The sequence below is a fragment of the Streptomyces sp. NBC_00019 genome (assembly GCF_045041015.1).
Taxonomy (GTDB): Bacteria; Actinomycetota; Actinomycetes; order Streptomycetales; family Streptomycetaceae; genus Streptomyces.
This window is the reverse complement of sequence record NZ_CP108302.1, coordinates 3,535,937-3,559,947: the sequence shown is the minus strand read 5'-3', so window position 1 is coordinate 3,559,947 and position 24,011 is coordinate 3,535,937. Positions and strand designations below refer to the sequence as shown.

General features: G+C 69.4%; 19 protein-coding genes. 11 read left to right on the top strand and 8 right to left on the bottom strand.

The genetic code is table 11. The features are described 5' to 3' along the window. Positions 1-48: 48 nt before the first annotated feature. Genes OHU89_RS16955 through OHU89_RS16945 form a run of 3 tightly spaced genes read right to left on the bottom strand, consistent with a single transcriptional unit; the run spans position 49 to position 3,261 of the window. Positions 49-1,452 (bottom strand): NAD(P)/FAD-dependent oxidoreductase, encoded by a 1,404-nt coding sequence (locus tag OHU89_RS16955; RefSeq protein ID WP_405643839.1) that lies wholly within the window; start codon positions 1,450-1,452, stop codon positions 49-51. After that, positions 1,445-2,674, bottom strand: coding sequence for an MAB_1171c family putative transporter (locus tag OHU89_RS16950; RefSeq protein WP_405643836.1), 1,230 nt, complete (start codon positions 2,672-2,674; stop codon positions 1,445-1,447). The genes OHU89_RS16955 and OHU89_RS16950 overlap by 8 nt, the downstream gene beginning before the upstream one ends. Then, positions 2,671-3,261: a toxin-antitoxin system, toxin component family protein gene (locus OHU89_RS16945; RefSeq protein WP_405643833.1), complete on the bottom strand. Its 591-nt coding sequence runs from the start codon at positions 3,259-3,261 to the stop codon at positions 2,671-2,673. Before OHU89_RS16945 ends, OHU89_RS16950 begins: the two co-directional genes overlap by 4 nt. Before the next feature lie 236 nt (positions 3,262-3,497). On the opposite strand from OHU89_RS16945, the gene OHU89_RS16940 reads away from it, so the two are divergent. The 5 genes from OHU89_RS16940 (at position 3,498) to OHU89_RS16920 (ending at position 9,208) form a co-directional block, all read left to right on the top strand. Further along, complete coding sequence (locus OHU89_RS16940) at positions 3,498-4,847, top strand: extracellular solute-binding protein (RefSeq protein WP_267015992.1); 1,350 nt, start codon at positions 3,498-3,500, stop codon at positions 4,845-4,847. Next, positions 4,844-5,782, top strand: a complete 939-nt coding sequence (locus tag OHU89_RS16935) for a carbohydrate ABC transporter permease (RefSeq protein WP_405643830.1) — start codon at positions 4,844-4,846, stop codon at positions 5,780-5,782. Before OHU89_RS16940 ends, OHU89_RS16935 begins: the two co-directional genes overlap by 4 nt. After that, entirely contained in the window at positions 5,779-6,636 is an 858-nt protein-coding gene (locus tag OHU89_RS16930) for a carbohydrate ABC transporter permease (protein ID WP_405643827.1), read from the top strand. The genes OHU89_RS16935 and OHU89_RS16930 overlap by 4 nt, the downstream gene beginning before the upstream one ends. Next, positions 6,633-7,604, top strand: a complete 972-nt coding sequence (locus OHU89_RS16925; RefSeq protein ID WP_405643824.1) for an arabinan endo-1,5-alpha-L-arabinosidase — start codon at positions 6,633-6,635, stop codon at positions 7,602-7,604. Before OHU89_RS16930 ends, OHU89_RS16925 begins: the two co-directional genes overlap by 4 nt. 92 nt (positions 7,605-7,696) lie before the next feature. Beyond that, positions 7,697-9,208 (top strand): alpha-N-arabinofuranosidase, encoded by a 1,512-nt coding sequence (locus OHU89_RS16920; protein ID WP_405643821.1) that lies wholly within the window; start codon positions 7,697-7,699, stop codon positions 9,206-9,208. 4 nt (positions 9,209-9,212) lie between these two features. Here the strand turns inward: OHU89_RS16920 and OHU89_RS16915 are convergent, their stop codons facing one another. Both OHU89_RS16915 and OHU89_RS16910 read right to left on the bottom strand, forming a co-directional pair. After that, on the bottom strand, positions 9,213-10,343 hold the full coding sequence (locus tag OHU89_RS16915; RefSeq protein ID WP_405643818.1) for a hypothetical protein: 1,131 nt from the start codon (positions 10,341-10,343) through the stop codon (positions 9,213-9,215). 13 nt (positions 10,344-10,356) lie between these two features. After that, on the bottom strand, positions 10,357-13,305 hold the full coding sequence (locus OHU89_RS16910; RefSeq protein WP_405643815.1) for a glycoside hydrolase family 35 protein: 2,949 nt from the start codon (positions 13,303-13,305) through the stop codon (positions 10,357-10,359). A 93-nt stretch (positions 13,306-13,398) separates the two neighbouring features. Here OHU89_RS16910 and OHU89_RS16905 point away from each other — a divergent pair, with 93 nt between their 5' ends. Both OHU89_RS16905 and OHU89_RS16900 read left to right on the top strand, forming a co-directional pair. Beyond that, positions 13,399-13,857 (top strand): Rrf2 family transcriptional regulator, encoded by a 459-nt coding sequence (locus OHU89_RS16905; RefSeq protein ID WP_267015997.1) that lies wholly within the window; start codon positions 13,399-13,401, stop codon positions 13,855-13,857. A 127-nt stretch (positions 13,858-13,984) separates the two neighbouring features. Beyond that, positions 13,985-14,893 carry a sulfite exporter TauE/SafE family protein gene (locus OHU89_RS16900; RefSeq protein WP_405643812.1) on the top strand — a complete coding sequence of 303 codons (909 nt, stop codon included), beginning with the start codon at positions 13,985-13,987 and terminating at the stop codon, positions 14,891-14,893. 59 nt (positions 14,894-14,952) lie between these two features. Here the strand turns inward: OHU89_RS16900 and OHU89_RS16895 are convergent, their stop codons facing one another. Continuing rightward, positions 14,953-15,801, bottom strand: a complete 849-nt coding sequence (locus OHU89_RS16895) for an intradiol ring-cleavage dioxygenase (protein WP_405643809.1) — start codon at positions 15,799-15,801, stop codon at positions 14,953-14,955. Between the two features lie 226 nt (positions 15,802-16,027). On the opposite strand from OHU89_RS16895, the gene OHU89_RS16890 reads away from it, so the two are divergent. Further along, positions 16,028-16,678, top strand: a complete 651-nt coding sequence (locus tag OHU89_RS16890; RefSeq protein ID WP_405643807.1) for a DUF4360 domain-containing protein — start codon at positions 16,028-16,030, stop codon at positions 16,676-16,678. A gap of 145 nt (positions 16,679-16,823) precedes the next feature. On the opposite strand, the gene OHU89_RS16885 is transcribed toward OHU89_RS16890, so the two are convergent. After that, on the bottom strand, positions 16,824-17,492 hold the full coding sequence (locus OHU89_RS16885; RefSeq protein WP_405643805.1) for a DUF4232 domain-containing protein: 669 nt from the start codon (positions 17,490-17,492) through the stop codon (positions 16,824-16,826). A gap of 219 nt (positions 17,493-17,711) precedes the next feature. Continuing rightward, a complete protein-coding gene (locus OHU89_RS16880) occupies positions 17,712-18,479 on the bottom strand; it encodes an intradiol ring-cleavage dioxygenase (RefSeq protein WP_405643802.1) in 768 nt (255 codons plus the stop codon). Positions 18,480-18,742: 263 nt separating this feature from the next. Between OHU89_RS16880 and OHU89_RS16875 the strand changes: the two genes are divergently transcribed. The 3 genes from OHU89_RS16875 (at position 18,743) to OHU89_RS16865 (ending at position 23,992) form a co-directional block, all read left to right on the top strand. After that, positions 18,743-19,294, top strand: coding sequence for a peptidoglycan-binding protein (locus OHU89_RS16875; protein ID WP_405643799.1), 552 nt, complete (start codon positions 18,743-18,745; stop codon positions 19,292-19,294). Between the two features lie 119 nt (positions 19,295-19,413). After that, the gene (locus tag OHU89_RS16870; protein WP_405643796.1) at positions 19,414-23,433 is read left to right on the top strand and encodes a GDSL-type esterase/lipase family protein; all 4,020 of its coding nucleotides are present in this window, start codon (positions 19,414-19,416) and stop codon (positions 23,431-23,433) included. Positions 23,434-23,443: 10 nt separating this feature from the next. Then, positions 23,444-23,992 (top strand): hypothetical protein, encoded by a 549-nt coding sequence (locus OHU89_RS16865; protein WP_405643793.1) that lies wholly within the window; start codon positions 23,444-23,446, stop codon positions 23,990-23,992. The last annotated feature ends 19 nt before the right edge of the window (positions 23,993-24,011 follow it).

Genomic DNA, 24,011 nt, shown 5'->3' with positions numbered 1-24,011 from the left:
CTCCGCCGCGTGGGCGCGACCAGCCCCCACCGACCCGCGCCCGACGAACTACTGCAAGCCCACCCGCTTCAACTCCTCAGCAGTCAAAGGCGGCGCCGCCAAGGGCGCCTTCAACGGCCCCACCGCCGCCGCCAGCAACACCGACGGACTCAGCAACACCTCCGCCCGCCGCTCCAACGACGTCACATCCGTCACGCGGCGGGCGATCCGCCCGTTCCCCGTGGCCGTGAGCATCAGCCGGTCCACATACCCGGCCAGCAGCCGGTCCCGCAGCGTCGGCCCGTTCTCCGTCGCCCCCGGGTAGAACACGTCCTGCCCCGTCGCCAGATCCCACGCCGCCCCCACCGGACGGGCGACGGCCTTCTGGACCCGACGGGACAGTCCGGGCGCACCCCACCCATGACGCGCGGTCAGCTTCCGCAGGAGCAGCGCACTCTGCGCACCGACGGCGAGTCCATGACCGTAGACCGGGTTGTACGCGGCCAACGCGTCGCCCAGCACCGTGAAGTTGTCGGGCCAGGCCGCCATCCGCTCGTAGAAGTACCGGCGGTTGACCGTGGCGCGGGTGACCGCCACCTCGGACAGCGGCTCGGCCTGCCGCAGCAGGTCGCCGATGAGAGGGTGCCGCAGCTCCTCGCGGGCGAACCGGACGAAGTCGTCGTCGGCGCCGGAGGGTTCGCCGCCCCGCGTGCCGTTCACCGTGACGATCCAGCGGCCGTTCTCGATGGGCAGCAGAAAGCCCGCCCGGCCCGGGACGCCGGCGTGCGGGTCGGGCTGCACATGGATGACGGGGAAGCCGCCGCGGGCCTGCTCGGGCGCGAGGTAGAGCCGACTGGCGTACGCGAGGCCGGAGTCGACCTTGCGCTCCCGCGGTGCGGGCAGTCCGAGTTCCGTCAGCCAGCGGGGCGCTCCGGAGCCCCGGCCGGTGGCGTCGACCACCATGCCCGCCCCGATGGTCCGTTCGCGGCCGTCGCGCTCCCGCACCCGGACCCCGGTGACCGCCTCCGGCGTACCCACGAGGCCCAGCACCTCGGTGCCGCCGAGCACTTCCACCCGCCCGTCGGCCAGGACCTGTGCGCGGACCGTCGCGTCCAGCAGGTCCCGCCCGGCCAGGATCACATGGTGGGACTCGGGCCAGCGCCGGAACCAGCCCTGCGCCGAGTAGCCGACGATGTCCGTGGTGACCGGCGCCCGCCGCGCCCCCGCTTCCCGGAGCAGCTCGGAGACGCCCGGCAGCAGCTCCTCCATGGCCCGCACACCGCCCGACCACAGCATGTGGGCGTGCCGGGCCTGCGGCAGACCCTTGCGCGGCTCGGGGCCCTCGGGCAGTACGTCCCGCTCGACGACCAGCACGCGGTCGGCGAAGGCGGCGAGCGCCCGCGCCGCGAGCATGCCGGTATGGGATCCCCCCAGGACCACGGCGGTTCTGGCGGGGGAGGGACTCTCACTCATGCGCGGACATGCTCTCTGCCGGGACGGCCGCACGGGTGCGTACCGCCTTGATCTCGTCGGGGCTGCGCAGGGCCTCGGACACGGCCTGGATCTCCTGCAGCAGATAGGTGGTGTCGGGGACGCTCGCGTCGTCGGCGTCCGGGGAGCCCGGCTCGCGCTCCATGGCGTCCAGGATCGTCACGGCCGCCGCCAGCGCCTGGGCCCGGCCGCGCTCGAGACCGAGGGCCAGGGCGGCGTCGTAGGCGCGGTCGCGCAGCTCGTCGTCGAGGTGGCGGGAGAGTTGCAGGAGCGCGTCGCGGATGAGTGTCTCGCGGCGGATCAGCCGCATCTCGAGGGTCGCCCGCAGCGCGAAGGGCTCACGGCTGCCCGCGACGCCCCGCATCAGCCGGGCCAGGGGTTTGAGGCCGCGATGCCGGCGGCGCAGCCGCCACCGCTCCTGGAGGTACTGGCCGGCGTGCGGCACGATGAAGCCGGTCGCGACCAGGGTCGCCGCGATGCATGCGGCCGACGGCGCGATGTTGGTGTTCAGCCAGTCCAGGTCGTGTCCGGCCCAGCGGGCGACGACCGCCGTGAGCTTGGCGACGCTGAAGAGCAGGTTCGTCGCGAAGCCGACTCCCAGGAACCTCAGCCCCCAGCGCAGCCAGCCGTCGAGACCGGCGGTGCGGATCCAGTTCCAGACGAGCCGGGACGTGACCAGGCTGGCCACCATGTGAGCGAACAGGTACAGGAGGATCGCCTCACGCATGAACGGCGTGCCGGCGTAGTAGGTGTCCAGGTCCCGGATCTGTTCCACGGGCACGTCGGCGAGGGCGAACAGCACCCACAGGGCGACCACGACACCCGCGTAGACGGCGACCACCCACCGGGTCGCGCGGCGGGTGTGGGCGTGGCGCTCGGTGCGGCCGTTGCGCCAGTGGACGACCAGCAGCAGCCATGACGCGCAGAGCGCGGTGAGCAGCGAGTACACCCAGGGTGCCGCGATGTTCGGCACACCGGTGACCCGGTTGGTCCAGGAGATGGTGCTGGGGGCGGCGAAGACGAACACCGCGCAGGCGAACAGCAGCAGTCCGCCGACGGCCCGCAGCAGCGGGTCCCGCCAGAGCTTCAGGATGCTGGGCAGTTTGATCACCAGGGCCGCGGTCAGCACCACGGTGGGGAGCCAGAAGGAGACGTACACCCCGCTGAGGAGGTTGTCCTGCGCGAGCGGACCGGCGTGTGTCACCGCTCCGTGCCTCTGCGCCCGCGGTACCCCATGGACCGCTCCATCCCGTTGAGGGAAGCCCTGCCGCCGTGGCCCGACAGATAGGGCCGGAACGCCGCCGCCAGCCGGTGCCCGAAGTCGTCCGCCTCCGCCTCGTCGGTCTGCCGGGAGCCGTCGCGTGCGGCGACGGCCAGGGCGTCCTTCCAGTCGGGGCCGCCGGCCAGCGCGCGGGCGGCGGCCTGGCCCACCCCGTGCCGGTGTCCGGCGTTGAGATGCCACAACTCATGGCCGAGGATGACCAGTTGCTGCACCGCCTCGGCCCGCTCCTCGACGATGACCAGGTCGAAGTCGTGGAACTCCACGCACAGGCCGGTCACCTCGATCTCGTCGGGGAACCGTTCGAAGCGCAGCTCGATGGGCCGCCCGTCGCGGCGCGCGCTCATCTCCTCGCACAGCGCCCGGCACACCTCGTGCGCGCCGGCCGGGGGAGTGGGCCTGGCCCGCAGTGCGGTGTCGAGTTCGACGGCGAGCCGGCGCATCGCGGACCCGGTTCTCGCGCGCCGCAGCGCCGCGGCTACCCGCCCCGCCCTCGTGCGCGCGATGTCCATCGATCCCCCTTGTCACCGCTGTCCGGCAGCCCGTCCGAGCGTACGCGGCCGGAACTGTCCACGTCATGCGATCCGGTGACCGTTCGTACAAGTGGGAACTACCGCTCGCGGTTCTGAAAATCCTGTCCGGACCATTGACTAGAAAGCGCTTCCTATCTACGGTCCCGTTCGAAGTTACGAGCACCTAACGAGATATCGAACCAACAGAATCTCTTCTCCGACTGTAAGGGCAGGCAATGGGACGACCTGACCTGAACCGCAGGCAACTGCTCGCCGCCGCAGGCGGGTTGGCCGTGGCCGGCAGCTTCGGCTTCGCCGCGCTCGGCACCGGCGCCGACGCGCTCGCCTCCGACGCGGACACCCGGGTGCGCTACTGGAACCTCTTCAGCGGCGGCGACGGCGCCAACATGATCGCGATGCTGGACTCCTTCCGGAAGGAACACCCCGACATCGCGGTCAAGGACTCCACCCTCCAGTGGGGCAACCCCTTCTACACCAAGCTCGCCATGGCCGCCGCGGGCAACCGCGCCCCCGAACTCGGCGTCATGCACGTGGGCCGCGTCGCGGGCTTCTCGCCGGGACGGCTCCTGGACCCTTGGGACGAGGCACTCCTCGCCCGGTACGGCGTGCGCAAGGCCGACTACAACCCGGCGCTGTGGAACCGCGGTGTCATCGACGGCAAGCTCTACGCCCTCCCCCTCGACATCCACGTCCAGCTCTGCTTCTACCGCAAGGACGTCCTGAAGAAGGCGGACCTGCTCGGCGACGACGGCCGGATGATCCCGGTCGGCTCCACCGACGAGTGGTTCGACGTCCTGAAGAAGGCCAAGCAGGTCCAGAAGAAGGGCCTGCAGACCGTCGGCCTGTGGACCAACGACCAGAACTTCCAGTGGTGGTTCTTCGTCGCCTTCTACACCCAGCTCGGCGGCCGCTGGTTCGACGACGACAACACCGAGGTGCTCTTCGACGCCGACAAGGCCACCCAGGTCCTGGAGTTCCTCCGGCAACACGTCACCGACGGCTACGTCATCCCCGGCGCACCCACCGGCGAGCAGTTCATCAACGGCGCCCCCTTCACCTGGGAGGGCAACTGGTCGGTGCCGGTCTTCTCCGGCGCGGAACTGGACTACGGCGCGACCCCGCTGCCGCCCGTCTTCGGCAAGCCCGCCACCCACGCCGAGTCGCACGCGTTCGTCCTGCCCCACCAGTCGGGCCGCGGCGGCGCCACCAACGAGGCCGCGCACGAGCTCGCCGCGTACGTCGTCACACACGCCCAGCAGTGGGCGGCCGGCGGCCACATCCCCGCGTACACGCCGACGCTGTCCACGGCCGCTTACCAGAAGCTCGAACCGCAGAACGAGTACGTGAGCGCCATGGACCACCAGGCCACCGAGCCCAAGGTGTGGTTCGCGGGCTCCACCGGCGTCCTCGCCCAGGACCTCGGCCCCGTCGTCGTCTCCTCGACCATGGGCTCCGCCAAGCCGGCCGCCGTCGCACAGCGGATGAAGTCCCGGCTCACCAAACTCCTCGCCTCGAAGAACCCGATGGACGGCAGGACCGCCGCGCAGGGAGGTACGGCCGCATGACGACCAGCGCTCAGACCGTCGTCGCACCGGCGCGGGCGAGGACCGCCACCGCCACCGCGACCGTCCGCCGCAAGCAGGGCTTCCAGCACGGGGGCTGGTTCATCGCCCCGTTCCTGGCGCTGTTCGCGCTCTTCGTCATCTGGCCGCTGCTGCGCGGCCTCTACCTCAGCTTCACGGACGCCAACATCTCCGGCGAGGGCGCGAGCTTCGTCGGCCTCGACAACTACCGCGAAGCCCTCAACGACCAGGCGATGTGGGACGCGCTCGGCCACAGCGCCTGGTTCACCCTCCTCGTGGTGCCGTGCATCACCGTCCTGGCCTTCCTGCTCGCGATGCTCGCCCACCACATCGAGCGCGGCAAATGGCTGTGGCGGCTGTGCTTCTTCGTCCCCTTCCTGCTGCCCTCGACGGTCGCCGCCAACATGTGGCAGTGGCTCTTCACCCAGGGCATCGGCCTGTTCAACGAGACCTTCGGCCTCGACACCCCCTGGCTGACCGACAAGTCGTACGCGATGCTCGCCATCGTCATCCAGACCCTGTGGTGGACGGTCGGCTTCAGCTTCCTGCTGTACCTCGCCGCGCTCCAGGGCATCCCCGACCACCTCTACGAGGCCGCCAAGCTGGACGGCGCCAACGCCTGGCACCGCATGGTCCACATCACCCTGCCGATGCTGCGCCACATCACCGGTCTGGTGATCGCGCTCCAGATCCTCGCCTCGCTCCAGCTCTTCGACCAGGCCGTCGTGATGATGGACTTCAGTCCCGGACCCGAGCTCAGCACCCGCTCCTTCGTCCAGTACACCCTCGAACAGGGCTTCACCAGCTACCGCGTGGGCTACGCCTCCGCGATGTCCATCATCTTCTTCGTGATCATCGCGGCCGTCGCCCTCGGACGGATGGCACTGCTGCGCAACCGTGAGGAGGGGTCCCGATGAGCACCACCCAGCCACGGCTCAAGTCCCGCAAGCCCTGGACGCCCAGCCAGATCGTCCTCACGCTGATCGGCGTCGCCGTCTCCGCCGTCTTCGTGGCCCCGATCGCCGCCGCCCTGTTCACCTCGCTCAAGTCCGAGGCGGAGGCGGCCGAGATCCCGCCGCACTGGCTGCCGGAGGCGTGGACGGTCCAGGCCTGGAAGTCCCTCTGGGAGACCGGCAACATCGGCAACTGGTTCATCAACTCCCTGGTCGTCTCGGTGTGCGTGACGACCATCGTGCTGGCGGTGAGCGCGCTGGCCGGATACGGCTTCGCCCGCACCGAGTTCCGCGGCAAGAACGTCCTGATGGGCGTGGTGATGGCGGGCCTCATGGTGTCTCCCGCGGTCCTGGGCGTACCGCTGTTCACCACGGTCCAGCAGATGGGGATGGTCGACACCTACTGGGGCATGATCCTGCCCCAGTGCGCGCCCGCCGCGATGGTCTACATCCTCTACAAGTTCTTCCAGGGCATCCCGCGCGAACTGGAGGAGGCCGCGTTCATCGACGGCGCCGGCCGCTGGCGCGTCTTCTTCACGATCGTCGTCCCGCTCGCGCGGCCCTCCCTGGCGGCGGTGGGCATCTTCACCTTCATCGCCTCCTGGAACAACTTCCTGTGGCCTTACATGGTCACCAACAACCCCGACCTGATGACCATGCCGAACGGCATCGCGACCGTCATGAACTCCTACGGCATCCAGTGGGCCCAGCTCATGGCCGGCGGTCTGATGGCGGGCCTGCCCCTGATCGTCGTCTTCGTCTTCTTCCAGCGGCAGATCGTGGCGGGCGTCGCCCACACGGGATTGGCGGGACAGTGAGAGCACCCAGAGCGTTGACGGCCCTGATCGCGGCACTGTTCCTGGCACTCCTGCCCAACACGGCGTACGCACAGCCGGGTTACCCGGACCCGCAGCCCGTCACCGGCCAGCAGATCATCCACGACCCCACCGTCATCCGCCTCAAGTCCGGCGGCTACGTGGCCTATTCGACGGGCGGAGTCATCGGCGCCCGTCTGTCCAAGGACCGCAAGTACTGGGCCGACTCCGGCAACGCCTTCGCCGAGCCGCCGAGTTGGTGGTACGAGTACAACGACACCGGCGATCCGTGGGCACCCGACATCTCCTACCGCGCGGGCCGGTACTGGCTGTACTACGCGGTGTCGAGCTGGGGCACCAACCACTCCGCGATCGGCGTGGCCACGTCGACGTCCGGTCTCCCCGGCACCTGGACCGACCGGGGCAAGGTCTTCTCCTCCGAGCGCACGGACACCTGGAACGCCATCGACCCCGCCCTGATCAAGGCCGACGGCAAGCTGTGGATGTCCTTCGGCTCGTACTGGACCGGCATCCGCATGGTCGAGCTGAACCCGAGGACGGGCAAGGCGGTCGAGGGCACCACGGTCCATCACCTGGCGACCCGCCCGGACGCCCCCTACGCGGTCGAGGGCCCGTACATCGTGCGGCACGGCCGCTACTACTACCTCTTCGCCTCGTACGACGCGTGCTGCTCGGGCGTGAACTCGACGTACAAGATCAAGGTCGGCAGGTCCACGTCGGTGACGGGCCCCTACACCGACAGCACGGGCAAACCGATGCTGGAGGGCGGCGGTGACCTCTTGCTGGAGGGCCACGGCAGGTATGTCGGCACGGGCGGCCAGTCGGTCTTCAGGGACAGGGGCCAAGATTGGCTGGCGTACCACTATTACGACGCACAGGACGAAGGCACGCCGAAGCTTGGGTTGAACAGACTGCACTGGACAAAGAACGGCTGGCCGAACGTGGCTTAGGGGCGCGGGGCTGTGTCCATATGCGGCTCCGCCGCGTGGGCGCGACAAGCCCCCACGGACCCGCAGACGACACACAACCTCGAAAGGCAAACATGAGCACCGCCCGCTTCACCCTCGACCCCGCCTTCACCGTCGGCCAGGTCAACCCCCGCCTCTTCGGCTCCTTCGTGGAACACCTCGGCCGCTGCGTCTACACCGGCATTTTCGAGCCCGACCACCCCACAGCGGACGAGGACGGTATCCGCACGGACGTACTTGAACTCGTTCGCGAACTGGGCACAACCACCATCCGCTACCCCGGCGGCAACTTCGTGTCCGGCTACAAGTGGGAGGACAGCGTCGGCCCCGCCGATGACCGCCCCCGCCGCCTCGACCTGGCCTGGCGCTCCACCGAGACCAACCGCTTCGGCCTCTCCGAGTACATCGCCTTCCTGAAGAAGATCGGCCCCCAGGCCGAACCCATGATGGCCCTCAACCTCGGCACCCGGGGCGTCGCCGAGGCCCTCGAACTCCAGGAGTACGCCAACCACCCCGCCGGCACGGCCCTGTCCGACCTCCGTGCCGCGCACGGCGACAAGGACTCCTTCGGCATCAACCTCTGGTGCCTGGGCAACGAGATGGACGGCCCCTGGCAGACCGGCCACAAGACCGCCCAGGAGTACGGCCGGATCGCCGCCGAGACCGCCCGCGCGATGCGCCAGATCGACCCGGGCATCGAACTCGTCGCCTGCGGCTCCTCCAGCCAGTCCATGCCGACCTTCGCCGAGTGGGAGGCGACGGTCCTGGCGGAGACGTACGACCTCGTCGACTACATCTCCCTGCACGCCTACTACCAGCCCGAGGACGGAGACATCGACTCCTTCCTGGCCTCCGCCGTCGACATGGAGTCCTTCATCGAGAACGTGGTCGCCACCTGTGATCACGTGGGCGCCCGGCTGAAGTCCGAGAAGAAGATCAACCTCTCCTTCGACGAGTGGAACGTCTGGTACATCTCGGAGTGGCACGAGATCGAGAACTCAGGCGCGCGGGACTGGGCGGAGGCCCCCCGCCTCCTGGAGGACAACTACAGCGTCACCGACGCCGTCGTCTTCGGCTCCCTCCTCATCGCCCTGCTCCGGCACGCCGACCGCGTCACCGTGGCCTGCCTCGCCCAGCTGGTCAACGTCATCGCGCCGATCATGACCGAGCCGGGCGGTCCGGCCTGGCGGCAGACGACGTTCTTCCCGTTCGCCCAGGCCGCCAAGTACGGCCGCGGCGAGGTCCTGGACGTGCGGGTCGACTCACCGACGTACGAGACGAAGAAGTACGGCGAGACCGACCTGCTGCACGCCACCGCCGTGCGCGGCGAGGACGGCTCGGTCACCGTCTTCGCGGTCAACCGCAGCCGGACCGAGGCGCTTCCGCTCGAAGTCTCCCTCGGTGCGCTGGACCTGTCGTCCGTCGTCGAGCACAGCGTCCTCGCCGACGCCGACCCGGACGCCAGGAACACCCTCGCCGAGCCCGAGCGGGTCGCCCCGCACACGGTCGAGGGCACCGCGCTGACCGACGGCACCCTGACCGCCGTACTCGAACCGCTGTCGTGGAACGTGATCCGGCTGGCCTAGAAGCTCATCGCTCGACATACACCTGCGCGGGCGGATACGGCGAGGCGGAGTTCGTGCCGACGGACCAGTACCCGCCCGCACCGGGCACGGACGCGAGTCCGCTGAGCAGTACGGGGGCCGAGGACTGAGGGCCCCGCTCGCTGACCCACGCGCCGTTCTCCCACCGGAGGTAGTGCGCGCGGGTCTGGTCCCAGAAGTCCCAGCCCGCGATGCGGTCGGGGCCGCCCTGGGCGTCGGCGACGATCGCGGTGAGCATGCCGACGGTGAACGGGGTCGTGGCGTAGGTCCACGCGCTGCCGTCCCAGTGGCGGAGGGTGACGGACGGCGGTTTGCCGGGCGGGCCGCCGACTCCGTAGTCGTAGCCGGTGAGCCAGACGTCGTCGGCGGTGACCGGGAGCAGTCCGGTGACGGAGGGGCGCAGTCCGGCAGGGGCGGGCAGTTCGGTCCAGGTCTCGCCGTCCCAGCGGGCGACGAGTGCGGCGTCGTACACCCAGACGTCGCCGTCGGGTGCCACGCGGAGGCCGGCCGGAGCGCTGGTGGGCGGGGTCGGGGGCGGGGTCACCCAGGTCCAGCCGTCGTCCCCGCCGTCGCCGCGCAGCAGTACGCAGCCGTCGCTGTTGCGGCCGGAGAGCCAGACGCGGTCCTTCGCGTCCAGCGTCACCCCGGTCAGGCTCGTCCCGTACGCCAGTCGCCCGGCGAAGAGGGACTCCTGCCAGGTCGTCCCGTCCCAGCGCAGCAGTCGGGCGACGCCGTTCGTGTCGGTGCCGACGGCCCAGGCGGCGCCCGCCGAAGCGGCGACCGAGCGCAGATAGCCGCCGGTGAGCCCGAGGTGGGTGAGATCGAGGCGGGTCCATGCGCTGCCGTCCCAGACCAGGGCGAGCGGCACTCCGCGTGTGCCGCCGTTGCGGCCCTCCTCGCCCACGGCCCACGCGAGGTCCGGTCCCGCGGCCGCCACGCCGAGGAGTTGGGCGGCCGGGGTGCACACGGGGGCCGGGACGGTCTGCCAGTCGTGTGGGCCGAGGGCCCGGGGTGCGGTGGCCCTGGTGGCCCCGGTGGCTGTGCCGCCGCTCGACGAGACCAGCCCGATCCCGGCCCCCGCCCCGACCAACCCGCTGATGAATCGCCGTCTTCGCACGAGGTTCTCCTCCTCAGACGTTCTCCACTGTCACCCCGCCCGCCGTCGCGCCCAGCAGTGTCAGCCGTACGTCCTTGGGACCCGCCTCCGTCGTACCGTCGGAGATGACCGCCAGGGCAAGGGAGTTGCTGCCCCTGGTGCGCAGGACGCCGTTCGGCAGGACGAAGGTGTGCTGGGGGCCGACGTCGTTGATGTACTGGCCCATGTTCCAGCCGTTGAGGAAGATTTGCACCCGGTAGGCACGCTTCCGGTCGTCGTCGAGGGTGAGGGCGATCGAGGCGTCGACGCCGGGGTCCACGGACAGCCGGAAGGACGTGCGGTACCAGGTGACGCCCTGCCGCCGTTCCTCGCGCGGCAGCCGCACCGACTCCCAGTCGCCGTCGTCATGGCCGGGCAGGTGCCAGCCCTCCCGCTCCCCGTACAGACCGCCATTGTTCAGCGGCCCGCGCACCGGATCGGCCGCGGCCGCGCCCTGAAGCCGCCAACTCACCTTCGGCGAGGCGCCCTTGAACCGTACGGCGGTCAGTCCCCGGGCCGCCTTGTGCGTGTCGAGGGACTCGCCGTCCATGTCGTGCTGCATCCGCCGGACGAGGACCGACAGCACATGTTCGTCCCGCTCCCTCAGCTTCTCCGGCACCGCGAAGTCCGCCGTGTCCGTCCAAGTGCCCTTCCGGGCCGTCTTCTTGTCCGGGACCGGCATCCGGTGGGTGCCCAGCGGTTCCCCGTCCAGCCAGGCCATCAGGAGGCCCTGGGTGCCGGTGCTGTAGGCGAGGGAGACCGACTTCGTGTCCTCGGCGTCGGTGAGGCGGCCGCGATACCAGACGTCGCCGTAGTGGAAGCCGTAGTCGTCCGCGAAGAGCACCGGCTGCCCGTCGGGCACCGGGGTGGTGCTGAACGAGCTCTTCTTGTCGGCCTGTTGCCACGCCGAGTCGTCGAAGTCCGGCGCGGACTCGGGGTTCTCGGTGCGGCGCCGCCAGCCCTTGTCCAGCGCGGGCAGCGACACGGCGCCCACACCGGGCAGGGGCTTCAGGGCGATGAGGCTGTTGGTGGCGCTGACCCGGGTCGGTACCGCCTGTCCGTTCCAGGTGACCTGGCCGATACCGCGCGGCCCCCACACCTCCAGGCCGGTCACCGCGGTCGTGTCACCGGTGAGGTGCACGGTGGAGCCCTCCAGGGTGACGGACCGCACCAGCGACGGGCCGTACACCAGCACCGTCCCGGACGGGGTCTCGTACGGCCACAGCCGCAGCGCGGTCTCGTCGTCGGCGAAGAAGATCAGCAGCGGGCGCCCGGAGCCGCCGTTCTCCACCTTCACGCGGGCCAGCAGGCCCACGCCGAGCGGGGCGGTCACCCGCAGCAGGCCGCGGTCGTAGATCCACGCCGGTTCCGCGTCCAGCCGGGTCGCCGTCGGCTCGTCCGGGCACTCCAGGACGACCTGGGCCATGTCGCCGTGCCGGCCGGAGAAGACGGCGATGTCCTGCCGCCCGGCGGCGACGAACATAGCGAGCTGGGCGGTGGCGTACCTCAACGTCCGCCGCCCGAGCTTCAGTTCGGTGGTGATCAACCGGGCGTCATGGGCCGGGACGGTCATCGGCACCTCGATGCCGGCGTTCGGCAGGGGTACGGAGACGTCCTCGGCGGAGTCGTTGCGCACGACGTAGACATGGGAGCCCGTGTCGCGGTTGGTCAGGTGGTACACCTTCAGCCGGTCGTCGGGGGACGGCACGGCCTTCGCCCGGTCCAGTTTCGCGAAGTCCGGGACCTGCCGCAGCAGATGACCGAGCTGGTGCATCGGGGCGAGCTTCGCCGTCTGCCGGCGCCCCTCGTCGATGACCGCCCCGTAGTCGTACGACGTGTAGACCTGCGGCGCGGGCAGCCAGCCCCACGAGGTGCCGCCGAACGTCATGTAGACGTTGTGCAGCGTGATCCCGTTGGCGAGGTTGGTGAGATGGAAGCGCCGCTCGTACGCCGCGTCCCGGGTCCGCCGCGACTCCTCGTAGCCCTTGCCCCCGAACGCCGCCCCGCCCCAAGGATCGGGCCGGCCGCCCCCGAACTCCGGGAGGAAACCCGGGGTCTTCGGGCTGGCCTTCGCGGCCCGCGCCGACCGCGTGCCGAAGCGCCCCCAGTCCTGCGGGACCTCGTCAGGCTCCGGATACCCGTCGAAGCCGTACAGCCAACTCCCCTTGTCCCCACCGGTGTCGAACGACCCGGGCACCCAACGTCCCTCGCGGGTCTTGTCGTTGTGGAAGAGGGGTACGTCGATCCCGTCCGCCCGCACCTTCTTGTACAGGTGGGACATGTACGCGCGGCCGTCCGCGCCGGTGACGTCGTACGCGTTCTCGATCTGGTAGAGCAGGACGGTGCCCTTGCCCTTGGTGTGGAGATGCCGGGCGGCGATCGCGTTCACCCGCGTCAACCACTCGTCGGCGTACGACAGATAGGTGGGGTCGGCGGTCCGGGCCCTGCCCTCGGTCGCCGTCAGCCAGCCCGGGAAGCCGCCCGCGTCGACCTCGGCGTTGACGTACGGGCCCGGGCGCAGGATCACGTACAGGCCGGTCTCGGCGGCCGTGCGCAGGAACAGGTCCAGGTCGCGGACGCCCGTGAAGTCGTACTCACCGGGCGCGGGGGAGTGGAGGTTCCAGGCGACGTAGACGCTCACCGCGTTGTAGCCGTGCGCGCGCATCTTCTGCAGCACGTCCCGCCACAGCGACGGGCTCGGCAGCCGGAACGGATGCATCTCGCCCGACCACAGGACCAGCCGGCGCCCGTCGACCAGCAGCGAATAGCGGTCGAAGCCGACGGTGTGCGCGCTGCCGTCGGCGGTGGGCGGGCTCGGTGGAGGGCCCGTGGGCGCGAGTCCGGGCGCGGCGGAGGACGGCAGCGCACCGCCACTGCCGGTCAGCGCCAGGCCGAGCGCCGTCGTGCCGGCCAGTGCGCTGAAGGTTCGTCTGCTGAGCTCCACGCGAGCGTCGCCTCCTGTTGTGCCTGCGTTTCCCGGGACGCGAGGGAGGGACCATTCTCCATGCCCGGCGGGGCACGCCTCACAATGGCCCTCATGAGGATCTCGGCACGGGCGGACTACGCGGTACGAGCGGTACTCGAGCTCGCCGTACGACAGGGCGACGGTCCGGTGAAGGCGGAGGCCATCGCCGTCACTCAGGACATTCCGCACAAGTTCCTGGAGGGCATCCTCGGTGACCTGCGGCGCGGCGGTGTCGTCGACAGCCGGCGCGGGGGCAACGGCGGTTACCGGCTGGCCCGTGACGCGGCGAAGATCACGATCGCCGATGTGATCCGGACCGTGGACGGCCCCATCGTCTCCGTCCGAGGTGAACGCCCCACCGAGCTCGCCTACACCGGTTCCGCTCAGCCGCTGCTGCCCCTGTGGATCGCGCTGCGGGCCAATGTGCGCCGCATCCTGGAGGGCGTCACCATCGCCGACATCGCCGCGGACGCCCTGCCAGGGCCGGTGCAGGCGCTGGCGGCGGAGCCGGCGGCGTGGGAGAACCCGTAGCGTCCCTGTCTGTGAGTGCGCTCATCCGGGTCTAAGGCTGTCCTCAGTTTGACGCCCTACCGTCGCGTCCCGTTCATCCCTACCTCCCCGGTGGGAAAGCCAGGAAACGACGGACGGGACCTCCCCCATGCGCACGCTGACACTGCTCGCCCTCGCGGGCCTGGGCGCCCAGCTCGTGGACGGCAGCCTCGGCATGGCCTACGGCGTGACCTCCACCACCCTGCTCCTCGCCATGGGTACCGGTCCGGCCGCGGCCTCCGCGACGGTCCATCTCGCCGAGATCGGTACGACGCTGATGTCCGGCGCCTCGCACTGGCGCTTCGGCAACGTCGACTGGAAGGTCGTCGCCAGGATCGGCGTCCCGGGCGCGGTCGGCTCGTTCCTCGGCGCGACGGTCCTGTCGTCGTTGTCGACCGAGGTCGCCGAGCCGGTGATGTCCCTGATCCTGCTGGGTCTCGGCCTGTACGTCATGTCGCGCTTCACCTTCCGGGGCCTGCCCGAGGAGAACCTCGGCAAGCCGCTGCGGAAGCGGTTCCTGGCCCCGCTCGGCCTGGTAGCCGGGTTCCTCGACGCGACCGGGGGCGGCGGCTGGGGGCCGGTGGGTACGCCCGCGCTGCTGGCCGGCGGGCGGATGGAGCCGCGCAAGGTGATCGGCTCGATCGACACCAGCGAGTTCCTGGTCGCCGTCGCCGCGAGCCTGGGATTCCTCTTCTCCCTCGGCTCCCAGGGCCTCGACCGGTACTGGGTCCTGGCCTTCCTGCTCGGCGGTCTGGTCGCCGCGCCGGTCGCCGCGTGGCTGGTCCGGCTGGTTCCGCCGCGGGTCCTGGGCTCCGCGGTGGGTGGCGTCATCATCGTCACCAACGTCCGTACGCTGCTCAAGAGCGACTGGATCGGCGCGGGCGGTTCGGTGAGTGCCGTGGTGTACGTCGTCCTCTACGCGGTGTGGGCCGCCGCTCTGACGTACTCGATCCGTGCCCACCGTCAGGAGAGGGCAGCGGGGACCGAGCACGCCGAGCGGCAGCCCGTCGATGCCTGATGGTCGGCTTCCGGCCGTCGGCGCTCGACCCTCGGCGTCTGTCCGTCAGCGCCTGACCGTCAGTCGCTGTTGACGCCCACGGTGAGGGTCGCCTTGTAGCCGTCGGACACGCCGGAGCCCAGCGCGCTCAGGGTCAGCAGACCGGAGGAGGCGCCGCCGTCGTCGTAGATGCCGTCGTCCTCCAGCAGGGTCTCCTGGGTGGTGTTCGCGGTGTACGGCGAGGTCGCCTGGATCTCGGTGTTGATGTCCTGGTCGAAGAAGAGCTGACCGGTGTGGATGATCTCGCCGCCGGTGTACGAGTCGTCGGTGAGCGTGACGTCCGTGTGCACCCGCATATGGACGTGCACGGCGCGCGAGACGTAGTGCCCGGGCCAGATCGAGGTGATGTTGCACTCGCCGTTCTCGTCGGTCAGCTGACCACCGCGCAGGAACGTGCCGTTGTCCTCCTCCGTGTGGCCGTTGCCGCCCACGAAGCCGGAGTACTCGCCGAGGTGGTCGCAGTGCCAGATCTCGACCAGGGCGTCGGCGAGCGGGGCGCAGTCGTCGGCCACGTCGACGACGGTGAAGGTGTACTGGACCTCGAAGCCCTCCTTGTCCTCGCGGATGTCCTCGCGGACGAGGGCGCCTTCAAGGGAGTACGGACCCTCGGTGACCTCGGCGTTCAGCACGCACACACTGCTGGTCGCCGAAGTGGAGGCCTCGGTGGAGGCGGAGGCGGCGCCGGTGGTGGCTCCCTTCGTCGGTTTGTCGCTCCGGCCCGGGCCGGCCGAGGCGAGACCGGCGGCCGCGAGGCCGCCCGCCACCGCCACGGTGCCGCCGCCGATCAGGACACGGCGGCGCTGGAGGCCCTTGTCCCTGCGGTGCCGGCCGGGCCGCTGCTCGTCGTCGTGCTCGTGGTTTCCCGTCATGCCGAGCGAAGTTAGAGGGTCGGCTGAAGAATTCCTTGATGTGCGGCTGTGAATGAGCTGGGGACGGATTCGTCAACGGCCCCTTATTTCCGCAGAGTTCAGACACTGTGAAGAAACTGTGAAAACCGCACCTGTGAATGGCTTGAGTTCGACCTGACCGCGAGGTGTGTCTCTCCCTACGGTCCGGGGTGCAACCAACCACCCCCCAACCCTTCAGGGAGAGACCATGGCTGGTGGACTCCTGCTGGGCGGCGCGCTCGCCGCTCTGCTCACCACCGCACTGCCCGCACAGGGCCCGTCCGAGGGGTTCGAGGACCCGCCGCCGGACAAGATCGTCATCAAGGTCGCCACGGTGAACGGCTCCGGCTGCCCGGCCGGTACGACCGCGGTCGCCGTCTCCGAGGACAACACGGCGTTCACGGTGACGTACAGCGACTACCTCGCCCAGGCGGGCGGCAACTCGGACCCGACGTCCTTCCGCAAGAACTGTCAGCTCAACCTGATCGTCCATGTCCCGCAGGGCTTCACGTACGCCATCGCCAGCGCCGACTACCGGGGCTTCGCCGCCCTCCAGTCGGGGGCGAGCGCCACACAGAGAGCGTCGTACTACTTCCAGGGCTCACCGAGCACGGCGTCCCGGTCGCACCCCTTCAGCGGCCCGTACAACGACAACTGGCAGGCGACGGACACCACCGACTGGGCCCAACTGGTCTGGGCGCCCTGTGGAGTCCAGCGCAACTTCAACATCAACACGGAGCTCCGGGTCAACGCGGGGACGAGCTCCGCGAGCAAGGTCAGCTTCATGACGATGGACTCGACGGACGGGGACATCAGCACGGTGTACCACATGGCGTGGAAGGAGTGTCCGGAGTCGTAAGGCAGTCGTAGAGCAGTCGTAGGGCTGTAGTGGAAAGGCTCTCCCCGTGTCCCGCTGTCGGTGGCGGGACACAGGGAGAGTCATTTCACGGGCTGGGCTGCCCGATGCCTGACCGGGCCGCGGTGGCTCGGTGTGGGCCTCGGCGTCAGGACTGTGTGACGGGACGCATGGCGAGGCCCTCGGTGCCCTGCCAGTGGCTCACCCACTGGCCGTCGTCGGCGGGGAACGAGTCGACGGGCATGGGGACGTCGACCTCGGGGCCGGCCTCGCTTTCGCCGCCGGGGCTCCCGAGACCGAGTTTCATGAACGTCACGTCGTAGGTGTCCATGTGGCCGCCGGTCGCCAGCAGTCCGGCGTAGGCCTTGTCATCGGGAGCGAGCGTGATGGGTTCCCCGGAGTCGGTCTCCTCCTTCACGGGGGCCGGTCCCTGCGCATCGCCGAGCGTGACCACGGGAGCGCCCTGGACGTCGCACTTGCCGTCGCCGGCGTTGGTGACGGTGAGGAGGATGTACCGGGCGTCTTCGCCTTCGCCGGGTTGGTTCGTGGCGGAGACCGAGAGGTCCTCCATGGTGCACAGAGGGATCTCGGAGCTGTCCTCGCTCTGCTCGGCGCCGCCGTCGCCCGTATCCGCCGTAGCGGTCGAACCCGGCGTCGCCGAATTCGTCGCGCTCGGCGAGTTCGAGGACCCGGCCGCGTCCGCCGTGCCCGGCTCACAGGCCGTGGTCGTCAGCAGCGCGGCCGCCGCCACGACGCCGAGCGCGTAGGGCTTCCAGGCTCTGCGGTGCTTACGGTTCTTGCGGGCAGGCATGCTCATGGTGTCCCCCGTGATGCGCTCTGATCGGCCACTGCCGACTGGCGATGACCAGCAGAGTGTGCCTCGCGAACCACGCTGACCTCGAGTGTCGCGCACGTTTGTTGCCGATCAGGTACAGGGAAGGGGCCGTTCCGTCGCGGCCGAGGGGTGGGGATACGGCACGACGGCCGTCCCCTTCGTGTGTAAGGGGAACGGCCGCCGCGTTACGCACCTACAGGGTCAGCGCTCGATACCGAGGGTCAGGGTTCCGGTATAGCCGGCCGACGGTGAAGTGCCCAGTGCGGTGAGGGTCAGGAGGCCAGAGGCGGCGCCTCCTTCGTCGTAGATGGAGTCCTGGGCGAGGGTGGTGCGGGTGACCGTGTTCGCCGAGTACGGCGAGAGCGCGCCGACTCTCGCGGTGATCGTCTCGTCGAAGAAGAGCTGTCCGGTGTGGAGTTCGGTGCCGCCGGTGAAGGAGCCGTCGGAGGTGAGTGTGACGCCGGTGTGCACCTTGACGTGGATGTGGACGCACCGGCCGCGGTACCAACCGGGGTAGACGGTCGTGATGGTGGCGACGCCGCTGGAGTCGGTGAGGACGCCGCCGCGCAGGAAGGTGCCGTTGTCGGGCTCGTTGTGGCCGTTGTTGCCGACGTAGCCGGAGTACTCGCCGAGGGCGTCGGAGTGCCAGATCTCCACGAGGGCGTTGGGGATCACGGCGCAGGTGTCGTCGTCGACGACGGTGAGGGCGAGGTTGAGCCGGAAGCCGGTCTTGTCCTCGCGGATGTCGGCGCGGACGAGCGCGCCGTCCAGGTAGTAGGGGCCTTCGGTCATCTCCTTCGTGAGGGTGCAGACGGCCGCGGCGGCGACAGGGGCGGTGTCGGCCGCGTCGGCTGTGGGGGCTTCGGGCGCGGCGGCGGTCACGGCGAGAGCGGCTGCCGTGGCTCCGGTGGCGATCAGTACGGTGCGGCGCCCGATCGGGGTGGGGGTTGCTTCCGAAGTGTCTGTCATGAACACGGCACCTTAGGGAGGCATGCTGTTGGTGAGCTGTCAGTCAGGCAAAGTGACAGATCGTCAAGGTTTTTGTGAGACAGGATGCCGACAGAGTGTCGGTCGATGTGACTCCCTCAACGAGACGGACGCCGGTCCCCTTTTTCCTGTGGGGCAAACGACCGGCACACCCGGCGACCGGGCGTGGCTACTGTCCCCGTCGTACAGAGTCGTTCGAGGCAGGCAACCCTGCCGCCTCCCACTCTGAGAAAACGGGGGAACGTATGTCCATCGGGAAGGGTTTGACCGCGCTTGCCGTATGTGCCGCCCTGGGCGTGACGGCGCTGAGCACGAGCCCCGCGTCGGCGAACATCTCGCAGGGGGTCGTCTTCGGCAGCGGCACGATCACCGACGACTGGGGGGACGAGGGCCCTCTTTGGGCGGGTGGCAGGTATCAGCTGTCCAACGCGGTCGGTCTTTGGCAGTACGTCTTGTGGGCAGAGGGCGCCATCGAACAGAACGGCACGGTCTTCGACTACGCGGACATCGACTGCGATTTCGGCGCCAACACCACCTACGCGACGAAGAGGTTGCAGGCGCGATGGGGCCTGGGGGCAGACGGCGAGGTGGGCAGCCAGACCTTCAGCATCGCGGACAACCACCTCCGGGGAAGCACGGGCGAGGTCACCTACTTCGGTAGGGCGCGCGCTGTCACGTTCGTACGCAGTGCCGCCGGCTCCTACCGTTTTGAGAACCCTGAGGCGGGTGTGGGCTCGAACTTGTGGGAAACGGCGAGCTACCAGCCCTACGCGACCTGCTTCGTTCCTGGCGGCTGAACGACTGCTTGACCCACTGCTCGACCACTGCCTTCGCCGGTGTTCGCACGCCCCGGTCGAGGCGTCACCCACCCAGTGAGGACAGGAAGTTGAGACGCAGGGGTTTCAGACATGCCCGTGTGCCCGTGATCATGGGGCTGCTGCTCGCAGTGGCCGCCGGTGGTCTCGGGACGTCGCCGGCGGACGCGAAGGAGGCCGTGCCGACCGGTGCGGCCGAGGCACCGAGTCAGGAGGCCGGTCCCAAGCCGTCCGCCGTTCCCCGTGGGGAGCGGGCCGAGCTGCTGGGCTCGGACTACAAGGAGTCCGAGGACCGGGCGTTCACGACCTCCGGTGACGCGCTCGGCTTCCATGTGATGGTGGCCGACGAGAAGAACGGCTACGCGTGGCGGACCGCCGCCTCGCTCGCCGAGCCGGGGTTCGAGACGGACACCTGGATCGGCAACGCCTGCGTGACCGCGTCCGGCAGGTACGCGGCGGTGGCATACGCGCCACGGACCTTCACCAACAAGCCGGAGCTGATGAGCCGCGGCGCGTTCACCGCGATCGTGGACCTGACCAGCGGCGCGGTGCGCAAGCTGCCGTTCCAGGCGACCCTCGGCTACTTCTCGCCGGGCTGCGGCACCGGGGACCAGGCAGTGTTCTCGCAGTTCACGGACGAGCTGAGTTCGGCGAAGAGCGAGACCCGTCTGATCACGGCCGACGCACGCAACGGCCGTACAGAGAAGGCGAAGATCACCGGCCAGGTCACGTCGGCGGTGCCGGTGGCGGACGGCCGGATCGTGGCCGCGCGCGGCCGGGAAGTGGTCCGCATCGACGGGTCGGCCGTACGGACCGTGGCCCGCACGCATGCCGTGCCGTTCCAGCTCATGCCGGACGCGGACGGCGGTGTCACGTTCATCGACCGCTTGCCCGGCGGCGGGAAGAAGAAGTCGGCCTCCGGCAAGGAGTCGGCCTCCGACCAGGCCGCCGTCTCCCGGGTCACCGCCGCCGAGGTGCGCTCGGCGGGCGCCAAGGCCAAGGCCAAGACCAACCCCAAGGCCACGCAGCTTGCCCAGGGCGACCTGACCGCCTTCGACCTGGCCCGGACCCCCGGTGGCCAGGTCTTCGTCACCGGCAAGGCCAAGTCCGGGGCGAGGCTGCCCGGCGCGGTCCGTAATCCGGGCGGGATCGACAAGGACGCCCGTGTTTCCAGCGCCGGTGCGGCGACGCTGACCACGGCGTGGGCGGACGGCAAGGACTCCCGGGTCTCCCAGGAGGACGCTCTCGCGGCCCGCCCGGCGCGGATCACCCTCAAGGCGCTGGACACCGGTACGACGACGGTGCTGGACGCGCTGCCGGGGGTACGGGTCGGAAGCACCAAGGCCCAGCAGACGTCCACCGCGATCAGCCCCGCGCTGCCGAAGCCGACAAAGGCCGATGGAGCCTCCGCGTCGGGGCAGATGTCCGTGATGGCGAGCCCGATCGACGCGGACCGGACGTGCTCGGTGCCGCGGGGGAACGTGAAGCTGCAGGCCTTCCAGCCGACGCCGCGTCAGATCGAGTGGGCCGTCGACCAGGCCGTCGTCGACAACCTCAATTCCGGGGCGTCGCGATCCGCCAACTGGAAGAACACCGGGATCAACGTCTCCTACGCGCCCCAGAGCCTGTTCCCGCTGCGGGAGCTGACCGGGGGCAGCGGCGCCGACTGGCACATCCCCGCCCAGATCCTGCTCGGTATCACCGCGCAGGAGTCCAACATGTGGCAGGCCACCCGATTCGCCGTCCCCGGCGTCTCGGCGAACCCGCTGATCGGCAACTTCTACGGCGTCGACTACGCCCCCAACGGTGATCAGCCGGACCCCTGGGCGATCAACTGGGCGGATTCGGACTGCGGTTACGGCGTCACCCAGGTCACCGACGGCATGCGCCTTCCCGGGAACGGCCAGCCGACCATGACCGAGTTGCAGCAGCGGGCGGTGGCGGTCGACTACGCGGCGAACATCGCCAAGGGCGCGGACATCCTGGCCGACAAGTGGAACCAGACGCGGGCCGACGGGCTGGTCATCAACAACGGTGAGCCGCGCTGGATCGAGAACTGGTTCTACGCCCTGTGGGCCTACAACAGCGGCTACTATCCCCGGTCCGCCGCGGCCGCCAACTCCGGTAAGTGGGGCGTCGGCTGGACCAACAACCCGGCCAATCCGCTGTGGAAGGAGAACCGCACTCCGTTCCTGGAGAACGCGTCCGGCGAGGCCGACTATGACCACGCCCGGAACCCGCAGTTCTGGCCCTATCCGGAGAAGGTGATCGGCTGGGCGGCGCGTCCCCTCTTCGCGATGACTGCTCCCGGCGAGTTCGCGGCCGGCTACCGCCCCAGCTATTGGAACAACGACGCGTTCAAGACCGATGCCAAGCCTCCGATCGGCCTGTTCTGCAGCGGCATGGTCAACGACTGCGATCCCACCCTGATCGAGAACGACAACGAGCAGGAGAACGGTCCCTGTCTGCTCCCCACGGACGACAACGACCCGCTCTTCCTGAAGTGCTGGTACCACGGGCCGGCGATCTGGAAGGAATGCGGTCCGTCCTTGCGCGAGTGCGGTTACCCGCAGCACCGGTTCGACACGACCTATCCCGAGCAGCCCGACGGCACCGCCTATCCGCCGCGGTGCACGGCCGGATTGCCGGGCGGAACCCTCATTGTCGACGACGTGGCGGAGGGCATCACCCCGATGGGCGGTGCGGGACGGAGTTGCGGGGCCTCCACATCGGCGGGCTCCTTCTCCTTCGACTTCCCCTCACCCTCGGGGCGCATGGACCTGCATCAGCTGGGCGCCGGGTACGACAACCACTTCTGGTTCTCGCACACCTACCGGCAGCCCTCGTCGGAACCCCCCAAGCCGAAGGTGACCGGTACCTGGACCCTGCGCCCGGAGGCACGGGGCTGGATGCGGGTCTGGGTGCACGTACCCGATCACGGAGCGCACACCCGCCAGGCCTCCTACACCGTCCTCGGCACCGATTCCACGAGCCCGACCCGGGTCAAGCCACAGCGGGTCATGTCCAACAAGTGGCTCTCGCTCGGGGCGTTCAACTTCGTGGACACGCCCCAGGTGCGGCTCTCCAACATCACCAAGGACGGCAACGGAACCGAGGACGTGGCCTGGGACGCCGTCGGCTTCGAACCGCTGGGCGGCAAGCCGGCCAACCAGATCGTGGCCATGGGCGACTCGTTCTCGTCCGGGGAAGGCGTCACCGTCAAGGCGGGCGACGACTACTACCCCGAGAGCGACTACTACAACGAGAGCAACCCGGCCACGAAGAACGCCTGTCACCGGTCGACCAAGGCATGGTCCCGCGTGGCCACGCTGCCGCTGTACGCCAACTCCATCGGCAAGATGGCGGACAGCAGAAGCCCGGACATGGACTACCAGTTCATCGCCTGCTCCGGCGCCCAGCACTACAACATCCTGAACCGCAGCAAGAACAGCGAGCTTCCCCAGATCAAGCAGGGCTATCTCGACCAGAACACCACGCTGGTCACTCTGTCGATCGGAGGAAACGACTCCGGGTTCGGCCCGATCATCGAGCACTGCCTCATCGGAACCTTCACCGAGGACTGCCAGAAGGACCCGACCGGCATCCCGGCCTGGGACCCGGACACCGGAGCGGAGACCGGGGGCACCACCGGCCGACTGAGTGAGTGGGTGCCCAACTGGATACGGAACGAGATCAGACCGCGTCTGACCGCCACGCTGCGCGCGATTCATGAGCAGGCGCCCAACGCCCGCATCGTCCTGATGGGATATCCCGCTCTGCTCGACCCGGACCAGTCGTGCAGCAGCCCCCCGCTCGTCAACGATTCGGAGACGATCTGGCTGAACGGCGTCGCGGACCGGCTGGCGACCCAGATGTCGGCCGCGGTGGCCGACGCCAACTCCCAGTACCTCGCCAACGCGGTGTTCGCCGATCCCCGGGCCGCCTTTGCAGGACGGGCGATCTGCAGCACTACTCCAGCTAACGAGGCCATCCACGGGGTTGTGCTCATCGATCATTCGAAGGCCGACAGCAGCGGCGCCTCGATGAAGTCGTTCCATCCCAACATCGCGGGAGCCCAGCTCTATGCCGGCGTCCTCGAACAGGCACTGACCCAGCCGTAAGGAGACCCGTATGTCCAAGTTCAAGAAGGTGTCGCTGGCTGCCGTCGCCGCCCTGGCGTTCACCCTGTCGTCCGGTACCACGCCGGCGTCGGCTGCCGGTGAGGGATATGTCGACGCAGACCCCGGGCTCAGCAACGGCTTCGAGAACGACTGGAACGACGAGGGGCCGATCGGTTACGGCAACACCACGAACGTGGCGGGGCTGTGGCAGTGGATCCTCTGGGCCGACGGCTACCTCCCGAACGTCAGCAGCATCGACTGCGTATTCGGTTCCGGTACGCAAGAGGCAACCCGTAAGTGGAATGTGGATCGCAGCTGGGACACGCTGCATTCCGGCAGGGCCGAGACCCAGAGTTTCGCGAACGCCGACAACGGGCTGCGGTTCGGGGGCGATTACAACAGCACCCTGCAGTACGTCTACTACGGCGACTCCGCGCGGTCGGTGACGTTCCTGCGGGGCAAGTCGGACCACGGCGCGTACTACTTCCGGAACCCGGCCACCGGGGGCTGGATCTCCGCCGCCTACAACAACGGCTCGAAGGCGAACGCCTGCGGCTGACACCATCCCACGAGAAGGA